Annotated in this window: 13 protein-coding genes; 7 read left to right on the top strand and 6 right to left on the bottom strand. The window is 57.2% G+C overall.

Translation table 11 applies throughout. The features are described 5' to 3' along the window. Nucleotides 1-14: 14 nt before the first annotated feature. Nucleotides 15-623 carry an alpha-ketoglutarate-dependent dioxygenase AlkB family protein gene (locus PG871_RS01745; RefSeq protein WP_270725382.1) on the bottom strand — a complete coding sequence of 203 codons (609 nt, stop codon included), beginning with the start codon at nucleotides 621-623 and terminating at the stop codon, nucleotides 15-17. Nucleotides 624-829: 206 nt separating this feature from the next. Between PG871_RS01745 and dnaK the strand changes: the two genes are divergently transcribed. After that, nucleotides 830-2,746, top strand: a complete 1,917-nt coding sequence (dnaK, locus tag PG871_RS01740; RefSeq protein ID WP_270725380.1) for a molecular chaperone DnaK — start codon at nucleotides 830-832, stop codon at nucleotides 2,744-2,746. Between the two features lie 76 nt (nucleotides 2,747-2,822). Next, nucleotides 2,823-3,977: a molecular chaperone DnaJ gene (dnaJ, locus tag PG871_RS01735; protein ID WP_270725378.1), complete on the top strand. Its 1,155-nt coding sequence runs from the start codon at nucleotides 2,823-2,825 to the stop codon at nucleotides 3,975-3,977. A gap of 69 nt (nucleotides 3,978-4,046) precedes the next feature. On the opposite strand, the gene PG871_RS01730 is transcribed toward dnaJ, so the two are convergent. Together PG871_RS01730 and PG871_RS01725 are read right to left on the bottom strand one after the other, a co-directional pair. Next, nucleotides 4,047-4,715, bottom strand: coding sequence for a hypothetical protein (locus PG871_RS01730; protein WP_270725376.1), 669 nt, complete (start codon nucleotides 4,713-4,715; stop codon nucleotides 4,047-4,049). Nucleotides 4,716-4,835: 120 nt separating this feature from the next. Further along, on the bottom strand, nucleotides 4,836-5,672 hold the full coding sequence (locus PG871_RS01725) for an amino acid ABC transporter substrate-binding protein (RefSeq protein WP_270725375.1): 837 nt from the start codon (nucleotides 5,670-5,672) through the stop codon (nucleotides 4,836-4,838). Here PG871_RS01725 and PG871_RS01720 point away from each other — a divergent pair. Both PG871_RS01720 and radC read left to right on the top strand, forming a co-directional pair. Further along, a complete protein-coding gene (locus PG871_RS01720) occupies nucleotides 5,671-5,862 on the top strand; it encodes a hypothetical protein (RefSeq protein ID WP_270725374.1) in 192 nt (63 codons plus the stop codon). The genes PG871_RS01725 and PG871_RS01720 overlap by 2 nt on opposite strands. Before the next feature lie 17 nt (nucleotides 5,863-5,879). Then, entirely contained in the window at nucleotides 5,880-6,641 is a 762-nt protein-coding gene (radC, locus tag PG871_RS01715; RefSeq protein WP_270725373.1) for a RadC family protein, read from the top strand. Between the two features lies 1 nt (nucleotide 6,642). On the opposite strand, the gene PG871_RS01710 is transcribed toward radC, so the two are convergent. The 3 genes from PG871_RS01710 to secA all read right to left on the bottom strand — a co-directional run bounded on the left by PG871_RS01710 (nucleotide 6,643) and on the right by secA (nucleotide 12,046). Then, nucleotides 6,643-8,202 carry a phosphate ABC transporter substrate-binding/OmpA family protein gene (locus PG871_RS01710; RefSeq protein WP_270725371.1) on the bottom strand — a complete coding sequence of 520 codons (1,560 nt, stop codon included), beginning with the start codon at nucleotides 8,200-8,202 and terminating at the stop codon, nucleotides 6,643-6,645. A 21-nt stretch (nucleotides 8,203-8,223) separates the two neighbouring features. Continuing rightward, on the bottom strand, nucleotides 8,224-9,240 hold the full coding sequence (locus PG871_RS01705) for a translocase (protein ID WP_270725370.1): 1,017 nt from the start codon (nucleotides 9,238-9,240) through the stop codon (nucleotides 8,224-8,226). A gap of 94 nt (nucleotides 9,241-9,334) precedes the next feature. Next, nucleotides 9,335-12,046 carry a preprotein translocase subunit SecA gene (gene secA, locus PG871_RS01700; RefSeq protein WP_270725367.1) on the bottom strand — a complete coding sequence of 904 codons (2,712 nt, stop codon included), beginning with the start codon at nucleotides 12,044-12,046 and terminating at the stop codon, nucleotides 9,335-9,337. 172 nt (nucleotides 12,047-12,218) lie between these two features. On the opposite strand from secA, the gene PG871_RS01695 reads away from it, so the two are divergent. Genes PG871_RS01695 through PG871_RS01685 form a run of 3 tightly spaced genes read left to right on the top strand, consistent with a single transcriptional unit; the run spans nucleotide 12,219 to nucleotide 14,712 of the window. Further along, nucleotides 12,219-13,088, top strand: coding sequence for a peptidylprolyl isomerase (locus PG871_RS01695; protein ID WP_270725366.1), 870 nt, complete (start codon nucleotides 12,219-12,221; stop codon nucleotides 13,086-13,088). A gap of 2 nt (nucleotides 13,089-13,090) precedes the next feature. Continuing rightward, nucleotides 13,091-14,317 (top strand): bifunctional glutamate N-acetyltransferase/amino-acid acetyltransferase ArgJ, encoded by a 1,227-nt coding sequence (gene argJ, locus PG871_RS01690; RefSeq protein WP_270725365.1) that lies wholly within the window; start codon nucleotides 13,091-13,093, stop codon nucleotides 14,315-14,317. Next, the gene (locus PG871_RS01685) at nucleotides 14,314-14,712 is read left to right on the top strand and encodes a (deoxy)nucleoside triphosphate pyrophosphohydrolase (protein ID WP_270725363.1); all 399 of its coding nucleotides are present in this window, start codon (nucleotides 14,314-14,316) and stop codon (nucleotides 14,710-14,712) included. The genes argJ and PG871_RS01685 overlap by 4 nt, the downstream gene beginning before the upstream one ends. The last annotated feature ends 14 nt before the right edge of the window (nucleotides 14,713-14,726 follow it).

The raw sequence follows: 14,726 nt of genomic DNA, 5'->3' as shown, positions 1-14,726 counted from the left end.
CGCACGTGCCGAGTTTAAAGGTCCACCACCCTCAGTGTGATGTTGATCCGTCCGCCATCCGGCAACAAACGTGATGAGCCGAACCGGATCCTGTCCACCCCGTGATAGGCCAGCCGCGCAGCGCCTCCCATCACCACCACATCGCCTGATTGCAGCCACACCGACTCGGTGCTGCCGCCCCGTTCCGTGCCCCCTATGCGGAACAGCCCGTCATCCCCAAGGCTCACCGACACCACCGGCCAGTCAAAGTCGCCTTCGTCTTTGTCCTGATGCAGCCCCATCCGTGCGTCTTCGCCGTAGTAGTTGATCAGACAGCAATCAGGCTGCCGGTCCAACGCCGTGACCTCGCGCCACAGCGCCAGAATCGAGTCTGGTATCGGAGGCCAGGCCATCCCGTCCGGATGTCGCGCCTCATATCGATAACCGCGCCGATCCGAAATCCAGCCAAGCCGACCGGCGCTGGTCATCTTCACGCTCATCGGTTTTCCCCACCGAGTCACGGGTGACCGCATCGGTGCGACCCGCGCAACGGCGCGCAAATCGTCCACCAACCGCTGTTGCGCGTCTGGTGACAGCAAACCCTTTGCCACCTCGAATCCGCGAATTTTCAACCTTTTGTTCATCTTCGTGCGCGTTCTCTGCCCAATTGCCAAAACAAATGTCGTGATTCAGGCCCAATCGTTCCGTCCTTGCGGTTGCAGGGCTTATTTCGTGGCCCTATATACGCTCCGAAGCGCTTTTCCGTCCTGCGGGAAAGCAACTGGATCGGGGCACGGATGCCAAATCGGGTCCGGGCACCATACATCGCCTTAAGTAGAAGGGATACAGAATGAGCAAAGTGATCGGTATCGACCTCGGTACAACAAACTCCTGCGTCGCCATCATGGATGGTTCGCAGCCAAAAGTAATTGAAAACGCCGAAGGCGCGCGCACCACGCCGTCCATCGTTGCGTTCACGGATGACGAGCGCCTCGTAGGCCAGCCGGCAAAACGTCAGGCCGTCACCAACCCGGAAAACACCGTATTCGGCGTCAAGCGCCTGATCGGTCGCCGCGTCGATGATGCGAACCTTGCCAAAGACCTCAAGAACATGCCGTTCTCTGTGATCGACGGTGGCAACGGTGACGCATGGGTCGAAGCCAAGGATGAGAAATACTCTCCTTCGCAACTCTCTGCCTTCATCCTCGGCAAGATGAAAGAAACCGCCGAGTCCTATCTTGGCGAAGACGTGACGCAGGCCGTGATCACCGTTCCTGCCTATTTTAACGACGCACAGCGTCAGGCCACCAAAGACGCCGGCAAAATCGCTGGCCTCGAAGTGCTGCGCATCATCAACGAGCCGACCGCGGCTGCGCTGGCCTATGGTCTGGACAAAGAAGAAACCCAAACCATCGCGGTCTATGACCTCGGTGGCGGTACTTTCGATGTAACCATCCTCGAAATCGACGACGGCCTGTTCGAAGTGAAATCCACCAACGGCGACACGTTCCTTGGCGGTGAAGACTTTGACATGCGCATCGTGAACTACCTCGCGGGTGAGTTCAAAAAAGAGCACAACGTCGATCTGACCAAAGACAAAATGGCCCTGCAGCGTCTGAAAGAAGCTGCCGAGAAAGCCAAGATCGAACTGTCGTCCTCCAGCCAGACCGAGATCAACCAGCCGTTCATCTCGATGGATCCGGCCACCGGAACGCCGCTGCACATGGTTATCAAACTGACCCGTGCCAAGCTTGAATCGCTGGTCAACGACCTGATCAAAGCGTCGCTCAAGCCTTGCGGCGCCGCGCTTAAAGATGCCGGCCTGTCCGCCAACGAGATCGACGAAGTGGTTCTCGTGGGTGGTATGACCCGCATGCCCAAAGTGATCGCGGAAGTGACCAAGTTCTTCGGCAAAGAGCCGCACAAAGGTGTGAACCCTGACGAAGTTGTTGCCATGGGCGCCGCCATTCAGGCCGGTGTTCTGCAGGGCGACGTCAAAGACGTGGTTCTGCTGGACGTGACACCTCTGTCGCTGGGCATCGAAACGCTGGGTGGCGTGTTTACTCGTCTGATCGATCGCAACACAACGATCCCGACCAAAAAGTCGCAGATCTTCTCCACCGCCGAAGACAACCAGAACGCCGTGACCATCCGCGTGTTCCAGGGTGAGCGCGAAATGGCGTCGGACAACAAGATCCTCGGCCAGTTCAACCTCGAAAACATCCCGCCAGCCCCACGCGGCATGCCACAGATCGAAGTGACCTTCGACATCGACGCCAACGGCATCGTGTCCGTCGGCGCGGCTGACAAAGGCACCGGCAAAGAGCAGAAAATCACCATCCAGGCATCTGGTGGTCTGTCCGATGCTGACATCGAGAAAATGGTGCAGGACGCCGAGGACAACGCCGAGGCCGACAAAGAGCGCCGCGAGCTGATCGAAGCCCGCAACCAGGCCGAAAGCCTGGTGCACGACACCGAGAAACAGGTGGCAGAGCATGGCGACAAAGTGGATCCATCCACTGTGGAAGCCATTGAGCTGGCCATTGCCTCGCTCAAGGATGACCTCGAGAAAGAGGACATCACCGGTGAGAAACTGAAATCCGGTATCCAGAACGTCATGGAAGTGGCGATGCGTTTGGGTGAGGCGATCTACAAATCGGCTCAGGAAGAGGCCGGCGAAGAGGCTCCTGACATGGATGCAGGACCAGCGGCAGATGACGACATCGTCGACGCCGACTTCGAAGACCTCGACGACAGCAAGCGCTAAGTCGCTTTCGGACCTGAAAATCGGGCCGGTCCGACCTCCGGATCGGCCCATTTCAGTCCAGCCAAAGGAGTAACCCATGGCAAAACGTGACTTCTATGAGGTCCTTGGCGTCGCCAAAGGGGCTTCGGCAGACGAAATCAAAAAGGCCTACCGCTCAAAGGCCAAAGAACTGCACCCTGACCGCAACGCGGACAATCCCGAAGCGGAAGGCCAGTTCAAAGAGGCCAACGAAGCCTACGAAATTCTGAAAGACGCCGAGAAAAAAGCGGCCTACGACCGCTATGGTCACGCCGCCTTTGAGGGCGGTATGGGCGGCGGACCACGCGGTGGTCATCCCGGTCAGGGCGACTTCGCCTCGGCCTTCTCGGACGTGTTTGACGACCTGTTTGGCGACTTCATGGGCGGAGGCGGCGGTGGCCGTCCCGGCGGCGGACGCCAACGCGCCTCACGCGGCGCCGACCTTCGCTACAACCTGCGGGTTTCGCTCGAAGACGCCTTTGGCGGCATGCAAAAAACCATCAACGTGCCGACCTCCGTCGCGTGCGAAGGCTGCAGCGGCTCCGGCGCCGAAGGCGGCTCCGAACCCACCACCTGCCCGACATGCTCTGGCATGGGCAAGGTGCGCGCGCAGCAGGGTTTCTTCACCGTTGAACGCACCTGCCCGACCTGTTCGGGGCTGGGTCAGATCATCCAGAACCCCTGTAAATCCTGTGGCGGCCAAGGCCGCGTGGAAAAAGACCGCGCCCTGTCGGTCAACATCCCCGCAGGCGTGGAAACCGGCACCCGCATCCGCCTTGCCGGCGAAGGCGAAGCCGGCATGCGCGGCGGTCCCGCAGGCGATCTCTATATCTTTATCGAGGTCGGCCCGCACAAGATCTTTGAACGCGATGGCGTGAACCTCTTCTGCCGCGTACCGGTCAGCATGACCAGCGCGGCCTTGGGCGGCGACATCGAAGTACCGACCATCGACGGCGGCCGGTCGCGGGTGAAAATCCCCTCCGGCTCACAGTCTGGCCGCCAGATGCGCCTGCGCGGCAAAGGCATGCCCGCCCTGCGCGGCGGCGGCTCCGGCGACATGATGATCGAACTGGCGGTGGAAACTCCGGTGAAACTCACCAGCCGCCAAAAAGAGCTGCTGCGCGAGTTTGAAAACCTCAGCGAGGAGAACAACCCCGAAAGCACGAGCTTCTTTAGTTCGGTCAAAAGCTTCTGGGATTCGATGAAGGGGTAAGGCCCTGTCTCACCAAATTGAAAAGCCCCGCATGGTCCAATGCGGGGCTTTTTTCTGGTCTCCAAGCCCCTAATTGCAGCGATAAAAGATCACTTTGCTTTCACCATCGATATCGTCGACGTTGGTGATTTCGCACTGCCTTTTTGTGTCCCGTGCGTGTTTTTCGAAGCTCTGCTCGAAGACATCTGGCGTGATGGTCCAGTGTCCCGTTCGTTCGCTTTCAATGAGGGCACGTCCCACGTCCTGGTCATCAAAAACCTTCATTTTGAAAAAATGCACCGTCTGCGCCACAGGCTGAATGCCCACAAAGCTCTTATCCACCAGGAATCCACGGCGCGCAAAGTCGCGACACTCCGCCTCCGTCACGCAATAGCGCTTGGATTTGGTGGATGCCTCGCAGCTATATGGAAACTCATATGCGCTTTCAGACAGCAAAGTGTCGCTCCCGACTTCACAATTGCGACCACTCTCATAGAAATACCGCTGCGCTGCCAACCTCATAATTTTGGGGGCCGAGTTTCCGCTCAGGCCTGACGCGGCGACACCTTCCTCATTCGGAGTGACCAATACTCTTCCTGCTGCTTCGTTTTCGTATATGCGCCAAGTATTCCCGTTCCATTGAACGTATTCTCTCTCCACACCCGCATAGCTCGGAACTGGCGCCTCAGCCGTTGTCGTCATACATCCCGCCAAAGCCAACACGGCAATGAGCGCGATAGCGATATTTAGTCGATTCATGGAATAGTCTTCTCAAAGTTGTTTTGAGGAAAAGACTCCAACTCTACTTTCGACACAAGTCAAAAGAGACCTACCAGTAGGACTAAAAAGAACCGCGCCAGACCTGACAATTTGAAAGACTTAATCCACCTCAGGCGCCAGCATAAACAATGCGGTCAACCCGGGCCCCGGCACCAGACCGGGAATGGCTTTTTCCATCGTCTCGCGCACCGTACCGTTGGCATACAAACCGGACAGGATGCCATCCACCAAAAGACGGAAATCGGTATCGCCGCGCGCCATCGCAAGGCCTTGCTTTTCCAACGTGAAAGTTTCACGCGCCAGTTTCAACTCATTGCGCTGCGGGCTCGACATCCAAAGACCGGCTAGAATGGACTGATCCGCAAAATAAGCGTCAATTTCGCGCTTCTCCAGCGCTATGATGGCGCTTTCATGATCCACAAACCGGGTGGTTTTAACATCAATCTCGGCTAACTCCAGTATCTGGGACAGCGTCCGATCTGTGGTTGTGTCACGCCTGACACCAATGCTTTTGCCGTTCAAAGTCCGAAGGTCTTCATCCGTAGTCGCTGGCAAAAGAACCGACGTACCGTCGACGTAGACTGGGATGGAGAAGTCAACCAGCGCACGCCGCTCCAAAGTAATTGTTGCCACGCCGCACAACAGATCTATCTCGCCGCTCGCGACCCTGTCGAACCGGTCGTTAGCATCGACTTCGACAAACTGCACTTCAAGGTTGTCAGCCTGCAACGCGTTCACAAGGCCCTGCGCAACATGCACACACAGCGCCGGCGTGTACCCAGTGGGAGAGCCATCCTCTATCTGAAATGACATTGGTGGTGCGTCTGAGCGGAACCCAAGACGAATTTCATTACGTTCCAAAATCCGGTCGATCGTTTGGGCGTGCAAGGCTCCGGTTGATAAAGTTGCAAAAAGGGCCGCAATAAAAAGTCGCATGAATATCTCCGCAAATTCCGGCTCACCGTTTCGGCGCACCAAACTGCATCAACTGTCCCACCGAAACCAACGCCCGACAACCGAAATCGCCACCGTCGCCTTACCGATGCAATACCGACGCGATGCAGACAAGGGTATTAACCCGTGTCACCCGACGATCCGCACCCCATTAACCTTTGGTTTACCATGACCCCGCAATCTGAAAGCATGTCTGACCCCCGCAGTTTTTCAGATCGCCCTTTGCCTCTTTTTGACGCCGACGAAGCGCCGGTGACACCACTGCCGTCAGGCAAGGTGCCGTCCTACATTGGCGATCACCGCAAACGCCTGAGGGCGCGTTTTTTGGCTGGCGGCGCGGCTGCCTTGCCAGATTACGAGATGCTGGAACTGGTCCTGTTTCGCGCCATTCCGCGAAGGGATGTCAAGCCACTTGCCCATAAACTGCTGGAAACATTCGGAGATTTTAATGGCGTGGTGTCAGCACCTTTGCCTCGCCTGCAAGAAGTTTCCGGCGTCGGTGATGCCGTCGTCACCGAGCTTAAGATTGTCGAAGCCGCAGCCCACAGGTTGGCCCGCAGCCGCGTGATGCAGCGGCACGTGCTGTCCGGGTGGGATGCTTTGGTCGCGTATTGCCACACCACCATGGCGCACCGCGATACCGAGCAGTTCCGCGTGTTATACTTGGACACCAAAAACACGCTCATCGCCGACGAGGCACAGGCGCAGGGCACTGTTAATCACGTCCCCGTCTACCCGCGTGAGGTGGCAAAACGGGCGCTCGAACTCAACGCCAGTGCCTTGATATTGGTGCATAATCACCCATCCGGCGACCCTACGCCTTCGGACAGCGACATCACCATGACCCATCAGATCAATGCCGCTGCGCAGGCGCTTGGCCTCACGCTGCATGACCATCTAATTGTCGGAAAATCCCGCGAACTTAGCTTTCGCGCCGAGGGGTATCTGTAGGTCAGTCGACCCAGATCTCCACCCGCCGGTTTACCTGCCGCCCCCAAGAGGTGTCGTCGCATGCCATTGGCATGGCCTCACCAAAGGCGATCGCGTCAAACGACAACCGCTCCAGATTCGCCGTTTCCGCCGCCGTCAAAACAGCATCGCGGACCGTTTCAGCCCGCTTTAAGGCTATGTTACGATTGATTTTTGCCGGCCCGTCTCCGTCAGAAAATCCAACGAAATATAGCTTTCTAGTGTCGTACCGGCCACCTTCAATAGCGCGAGCCAACTGTTGCACGTTTGACCGTGACTGCGCATCCAGTCGTGATGATCCGGTCTGAAACCGGAATGACGTCGTCAGGCGTGTCTTGCCCAAAAGGGTAGCCATCATTTCCTGCGTGTTTTCAAACGTCAGGTCTTCGCCGACAACCGAAATTGCATTGGCCAGTCGGTCACCTTGGCTGTTTATGGCGATTTCCTCAGAGGTTTGATCCACAAATCCGGCCCGCCGGATCACCACCTGCGCTGACGGTCCGCGGGTATAGGCCAGAAAGTCCCGCACCAACTTGGGCAAACGCCGCGCAGGAAAATACAAGAACATCGGCGCATTCAACGGATAATCCTCGGTCTTGATCGTGCGTCGCGACGCTTCCAAAGAGAAGCCGCAGCTTCCTGTCAGTGTCAAAACTTTGGTGCTGGATGTGTCGGAAAAGCTTGTGATTCCAATGGCAAAAGGATCACGTTGCACCGCATTCAAAAGATCGGAGTTTCGATCATGACGGGCAACTTCAGGCTGAAACTCCGCGTTTGCTCGCAACATCAGTTGATCTTCGACCGCTTGCGCGAATCCCGAAGTCGCCGCCGCCAGATGCGTCGAAATCGGTGCATCAGGGCCGCCCAATTCGTTCCAGTTGCTGATTTCTCCGGCAAAAACCTCTGCCAACTGAGCTAGTGAAATAGACGAGATCGGGTTGTTGGCAGCCACAATTGGCACCATCCCGTCCAGCGCCAGAACGCGGCTGCGGTTGGTGTCGCTCATATCGCCAAGACCCGCTTCATAGCCAAGCGCGGCCTCTTGCGGGCGGATTTCACGCAGTGACATTGCAATGTCCGCCTCATCCGCAAGCAAATCGGCAAACCCTTCGTCCGCATTGCTGGCATGAAACCGAAAGCGCGCCCGCAGATCACCGGTTTCCAGCTGGCTCAGATGATACTCAAATCGGGTCGCTTCGATGTCTTTCCGCGTCACCGTGAACCCGTTTCTCAAGGCAAAAGCCTCAAGCAGCGCTGGCATCAGAACCTCGGCCATGCTCTCAGAGCCGGAGATCGCGACATCCGCTACGAAGTTGATAAGATTGGGACATCCGGGACCGTCACAGGTCACGCCGGACCCATCAACCGTCAACTCGCCATAGATTGTGTCGACGCGGTAGAATTCGCCGTCAAATCCCAAAAGGGTGCCGACGATTTCCACGGCGCCATCGTGCGACTTGAGCGTCACATCCTGCGCCGACACGATTCCGGCGCTCAGACAAAATGAAAGTGCGGCGCACACCGCCGCACAAAATCGCAACATTTGGAATTCCTGACCGCCAGCTTATTTTTGCGCGATTGTCAGGTCTTCGACGAGGTTTTTCAACACCAGAAATTGTCCCACTGCGTCACAGGCTGGAATTTCCAACTGCATGTGCCGCGAAGACACGGTTTTACCGGCCTCAATTTTTCCGGTTTCGACGTGGATTGTACGGCCACAGTTTCTTTCGGTGATTTCAGCCTCAACGCTCAGCGCAATCGATCCGCTTTGCGCCGCTGTAACGCTGGGAAAAGTATAAACCTCGGCGCGTGCCGCTTCGGCTATTTCGGGGTTGCCCAATGGGGTCAGAAAGCCGCCAACGCCCCCAATCATCGCAGAAATATCGCGGGCGCGGCCCCGCCAAACATGGCCAGCCTCGCCATATTGTGCGCCAAACTCACGAGCGTGCAGCTCTACACCGCTCTCACCGGACCATCGAATAACCGTGCGGTCATAAAACATCAGGCTGTCCACTGCGACAGTCGCAGTTGCACCGTCACCGTTGGCGAACAACATTGCAAACACCGCGTTGGTGGAAAGCGCAGGCACCATCAAGTCCAGAAAACCGTCATCGCCAACCAACTCGGTGAACTTTAGATCACCGTGATGCACCGACACACGCTCTCCTGTGTGACAAGGCGCATTGAGCACCAATCGCACCATGGCGCCAGCCGTACCTTCGGCCGCGAGCGACACATCACAGGACATGGCTGGCACAACTTCTTCTTGGGGAATCAGCCCGACTGGCACGTCTTCTGCAACCGCGACCAACACGGGCACACCAGGCAAACTGGCTTGCGCGCCGTGGTCGCTGGGCATCATCGGAAGTCCGCTGGCACTGGGCCGTTTCGGAGTGGACAAAACACCCCCTCCGAGACTCGCGTTGATCGCAGGCAAGGCAGACACAGGCGCGGTGCTTTGGGCCGCGACGGGCACTTGGCTGGCCTCGGTCCGTTCCATAATAAAGCCAATGAAGATGGCAATGGTCAGCGTCGCACAGGCCATAGAATAGCGGCGATACACGTTTCTCATATTGGCCATGAAAGCCTCCGATACATAAAATACGGAGGCCAATCTCCCAAACAAAAAGGGCACCCTTAAGGCGCCCTTTTGATTTAAGTCTGTCGCAAATAGGTCAGGTCAAACGACCATGGCAGTGCTTGAATTTCTTGCCGGACCCACAAGGACACTTGTCATTGCGGCCTGGATTTCCCCAGGTTTCCGGGTTGTTTTCATCAAAGCCTTCCACCGCATTTTCAGGGTTTGGAACAGGTGTCTCATCCTGCGGCGCGCCCGCCTCAGACACTTGCGACGCACCACTTTCGCGCTGCTGCATCTGCTGCGCCAGTTCGCGCTGTTCGTCTTCGGAAATGGGGCGAATCCGCGCCAGAGTTGTGGTCACATCCTCGCGCAGGCTGTCGAGCATGCTCTCAAACAACTGGAAGGATTCGTTTTTGTATTCATTCAGCGGATCACGCTGCGCATACCCGCGGAACCCGACCACTGACCGCAAATGCTCCAGCGTCAGCAGGTGCTCACGCCATTTGGTGTCGATGGTCTGCAGCAGGATCTGTTTTTCAATCATGCGCATCGCTTCGGGGCCAAAGTTGACAGCTTTGGCCGCCATCATCTCATCCGCTTTGGTCTCAAGACGTTCGCGAATTTGTTCGTCATCAACGCCTTCTTCGTCTGCCCATTCGATCACCGGCACGTCCAGGCCAAGCCGTTCGATGGCAGCGGCATAAAGCCCCTCGGTGTCCCACTGATCGGCGTAGGTCTTTGGCGGCATATACTGATCAACAAGCTCGCCGATCACGTCGTGGCGCATATCCTGCGCCACATCCGAAAGATCTTCGGCTTCCATGATCTCGCGGCGTTGGCCAAAGATCACTTTACGCTGTTCGTTCATCACATCGTCAAACTTCAAAAGCTGTTTGCGGATGTCAAAGTTGCGGCCTTCCACTTTGGCCTGCGCGCGCTCCAGCGACTTGTTCACCCACGGGTGAATGATTGCCTCGCCCTCTTCCATGCCCAGCGACGACAACACTTTGTCCAGCCGGTCAGAACCGAAGATGCGCATCAGATCGTCTTCGAGGCTCAGGAAGAACGATGAACGGCCCGGGTCGCCCTGACGGCCAGAGCGGCCTCGCAGCTGGTTGTCGATACGACGGCTTTCGTGGCGTTCGGTGGCGAGAACAAACAGACCACCCGCCTCTTTGACCGCCTGTTCATCCGCCTTGTGACCCTCTTCGATCTCGGCGCGAATGGCCTCGTGATCGCCATCGGGGTCGGCTGCGATCGCCTCCAGGACTTTGAATTCGACGTTGCCGCCCAATTTGATGTCCGTGCCACGGCCAGCCATGTTGGTCGCGATGGTTACCGCGCCCAGCTTGCCAGCGTCGGCCACGATCTGCGCTTCTTTTTCGTGCTGACGGGCGTTCAGGACGTTGTGTTTCACACCAGCTTTGTCGAGTTCACTGGACAGGAACTCGGATTTTTCAATCGACGTGGTACCCACCAGAATCGGCTGTCCCTTGTCGCTCGCTTCTTTGATGGTTTTGACAATTGCTTCGAATTTTTCGCGCGCGGTCCGATACACGGCGTCGTCGTCGTCAATGCGCGCAATGGGCCGGTTGGTCGGAACTTCGACCACGCCAAGACCATAGATTTCCGAAAATTCCTCGGCTTCGGTCGATGCCGTGCCTGTCATGCCGCCAAGTTTGCCATATAGGCGGAAGTAGTTCTGAAAGGTCACCTGCGCCAAAGTCACGTTTTCCGGCTGAATGTCGCAACCTTCCTTGGCTTCAATCGCCTGATGCAGCCCGTCCGACAGACGACGGCCCGTCATCATGCGCCCGGTGAACTCATCAATCAGCACGACCTGACGGTCGCGAACGATGTAGTCTTTGTCCTTGGTGAACAGCTTGTGCGCCCGCAGACCCTGATTGATGTGGTGCACAATCGTGGTGCTTTCCGGATCGTAAAGACTCTGGCCTTCGGGCAACAAGCCGCGCGCCAGAAGGTGCTCTTCGAGAAATTCGTTGCCCTCATCCGTGAAGGTCACGTTGCGGGATTTTTCGTCGAGCTCGTAGTGTTCCTCGAGCACGTCAGGGATCAACTTGTCGATCGCCATGTAAAGGTCAGTTCGGTCTTGCGACGGGCCGGAAATAATCAACGGTGTCCGTGCTTCGTCGACCAAGATGCTGTCGACCTCATCCACGATGGCAAAGTTGTGCTCGCGCTGGCTCATATCGGCCAGCTCGGACTTCATGTTGTCGCGCAGATAGTCAAAGCCCAGCTCGTTGTTGGTCGCATAAGTGATGTCACAGGCATAAGCCGCACGCTTTTCGTCTTCGGGTTGCTGCGGTACAACAACGCCGGTGGTCATGCCAAGCGCGGTGAACACGTTGGCCATCCATTCCGCATCACGGCGGGCAAGGTAATCGTTGACCGTCACAACGTGCACACCCTTGCCGGTCAGCGCGTTTAGGTAGGCCGGAAAGGTCGCCACAAGGGTCTTACCCTCGCCGGTTTTCATTTCCGAAATATTGCCTTCGTGCAGGAATATGCCGCCCATCAATTGCACATCAAAGGCGCGCAGCCCCAGCGCGCGCTTTGCAGCCTCGCGGCAGTTGGCAAAGGCTTCCGGCAAAAGCGCATCCAGCGACTCGCCGCCCTTAGCGCGCTCCGACAACGCTTCTGTTTTGGCAATGATCTCTGCGTCGGAGAGTTTTTCAAACTCCGGCTCCAATGCGTTGATCTTGTCAACGAGTGGACGTGTCGCCTTAACTTTTCGGTCGTTCGGCGTTCCGAAGACCTTTTTGGCGATTTTTCCCAATCCGAGCATGGTTGTCGTGTCCTTCGTTGACGCATTCGTGCGAGGCTATTTCTTGCTGTCCCGCCGTCACCCTCATACAAGAGGGGAAACAAGCGTTTGCCTAAGCCTCAAAGCGATGTAAGGGGCGTGTCAAACAGTGTCAACGCCGCGGACCCATGCGGCCACAGCCAAGGACGAAACGATGTCAAAAACCCTCAATATTTTGCGTGCCGGGGCCGTTGCTCTGATGTTTGCGACTCCCGCCATGGCAGAAGAGGCTCCAACCGCAGAAACCGTAATGGCCACGGTCAACGGAATTGACATCACCCTCGGCCAAATGATCGCCGTACGCGATGCTTTGCCGGACCAATACAAAGACCTTCCGTCAAACGTGCTTTTTGACAGCATTTTCGAACAGTTGATCCAACAAACAGCACTGGCACACACATTTGACGGGGACGTACCGCTTTCAGTGGCCCTTATGCTTGAAAACGAAAAACGCGCCTTGTTGGCGACCAGGGCGCTCGAAGATTTTGTGACGGTTCATGAAATCACCGACGCGGACCTCAAAGGGATCTATGAGAGTCGTTTTGCGCATCTGGGCGACGAATCCGAGTTCAACGCCAGCCACATTCTTGTGAACACCGAAGACGAAGCAAAATCTCTCGTCGCAGACCTAGAGGCCGGTGCCGATTTTGCAGAACTGGCAAAGTCCAAATCCACCGGCCCGTCTGGCCCCTCCGGCGGCGAATTGGGGTGGTTTGGCAAAGGCCAAATGGTCAAGCCGTTTGAGGACGCAGTGGTCGGTATGACCGTCGGCGACATTTCAGCGCCGGTTCAGACGCAATTTGGGTGGCACGTCATCAAGCTGAACAATGCCCGCGCCGTGACAGCCCCGTCGTTTGAAGAAACCCGCCAAGAGCTTCTCGATGAAGCGCAAGAAGAAGCGGTTCGCGACTATATCGCGACGCTGTCTGCTGAGGCGACCATCGAAAAAACCGACGCAGCAGAGATCGACCCGGAAATTCTGAAACGTTCTGATCTGATCGCTGACCCAATTTCGCAGGACTGATCATGGCCACCATCGACCACGTTTCCCCGCTGGCACCTGCACGGTTTCCGGAGCTGCCAGAGATCGCGGGAGCCCGATTTGCCACCACTGAAGCTGGCGTGAAATACGCCGGTCGCAAAGACGTCATGATCGCGGAACTCGCCGCGGGCACCGTGGTGACCGGCGTTTTCACCAAATCCGCAACACGCTCTGCGGCCGTTCTGGATTGTCAGGAGAAAATTGGCAGGTCCGGCGATCAGGGTGCCGCGATTGTGGTCAACGCGGGCAACGCCAACGCCTTCACCGGCAAAAACGGCGTTCAATCGACCAAAGCTGTGACCAACGCAGTGGCGCAGGCCCTCGACGTGCCGGAAGAACGGGTGTTTTCCAGCTCAACCGGTGTGATCGGTGAGCCCCTGCCGCACGACCGCATCACCGCGAAACTCGCCGATATGGCGGCTTCTCTCAGCCCGCAGAATTTGCCGGACGCCGCAGAAGCCATCCGCACCACCGACACCTTTGCCAAAGGCGCGGCCCGCGTGATCCAGACCTCCATCGGCGAGGTCAAAATTGCCGGCATCGCCAAAGGCTCCGGCATGATTGCCCCCGATATGGCCACGATGCTGGTCTACATCTTTACCGACGCCAAAATCGAACGCGCCCCGCTTCAGGCGATGCTGTCGGAACTGAACGAAAAGACCTTCAACAGCATCACCGTGGACAGCGACACATCGACATCTGACACCCTGCTGTTGGCCGCCACCGGTCAAAGCGGTGTGGACGTAACCGAGGACGCCGCGTTTCGTGCGGCGCTGCATGAGGTGATGTTGGATCTGGCACACCAAGTGGTGCGCGATGGCGAAGGCGCCACGAAATTCGTGGAAATCAACGTTCAAGGCGCCGCATCAGAAGGCGACGCGCGCACCCACGCGCTGGCCATTGCCAACTCACCATTGGTGAAAACCGCCATCGCGGGCGAAGATCCCAACTGGGGTCGCATCGTCATGGCCATCGGCAAATCCGGTGCTGCGGCGGACCGCGACCTTCTCACGATTAAATTCGGCGACATTCTGGTGGCCGAAGCCGGCTGGGTTTCCCCTGATTATTCCGAAGACGCAGGCGCAGACTATATGAAGGCGCAAACCATCAACATTACCGTTGGCCTTGGCTTGGGGGGCTTTGAATCCACGGTCTGGACCTGCGATTTGACGCATGGCTACATCACGATTAACGCGGATTACCGCTCGTGAAGACCGTGCTTGTGTCCGCTGTGTGCCTGATTGACGTCGATGGCCGTATTCTTTTGGCGCAACGGCCAGAAGGAAAATCCATGGCAGGTCTGTGGGAGTTTCCTGGTGGCAAGGTGGAGCCCGGAGAAACACCCGAGGTGGCCCTGATCCGGGAACTTGAAGAAGAACTGGGCATCAACACGTGGCAAAGTTGTTTGGCGCCGCTGACGTTTGCCTCACATACCTACGATGATTTTCATCTGCTCATGCCGTTGTTTGCCTGCCGAAAGTGGGAAGGCACGCCCAGAGCGCGTGAAGGTCAGGTTTTGAAATGGGCACGCCCTGAAAAACTTCGCGACTTTGACATGCCGCCCGCTGATTTGCCTCTGATCCCAATGATCCGGGATTGGGTGTAAGCGCCTCGCCGGAA

This window comes from Shimia sp. Alg240-R146, assembly GCF_947331465.1.
GTDB lineage: Bacteria > Pseudomonadota > Alphaproteobacteria > Rhodobacterales > Rhodobacteraceae > Shimia.
The sequence above is the reverse complement of the archived record's forward strand: the minus strand, read 5'-3'. Positions and strand labels throughout refer to the sequence as shown.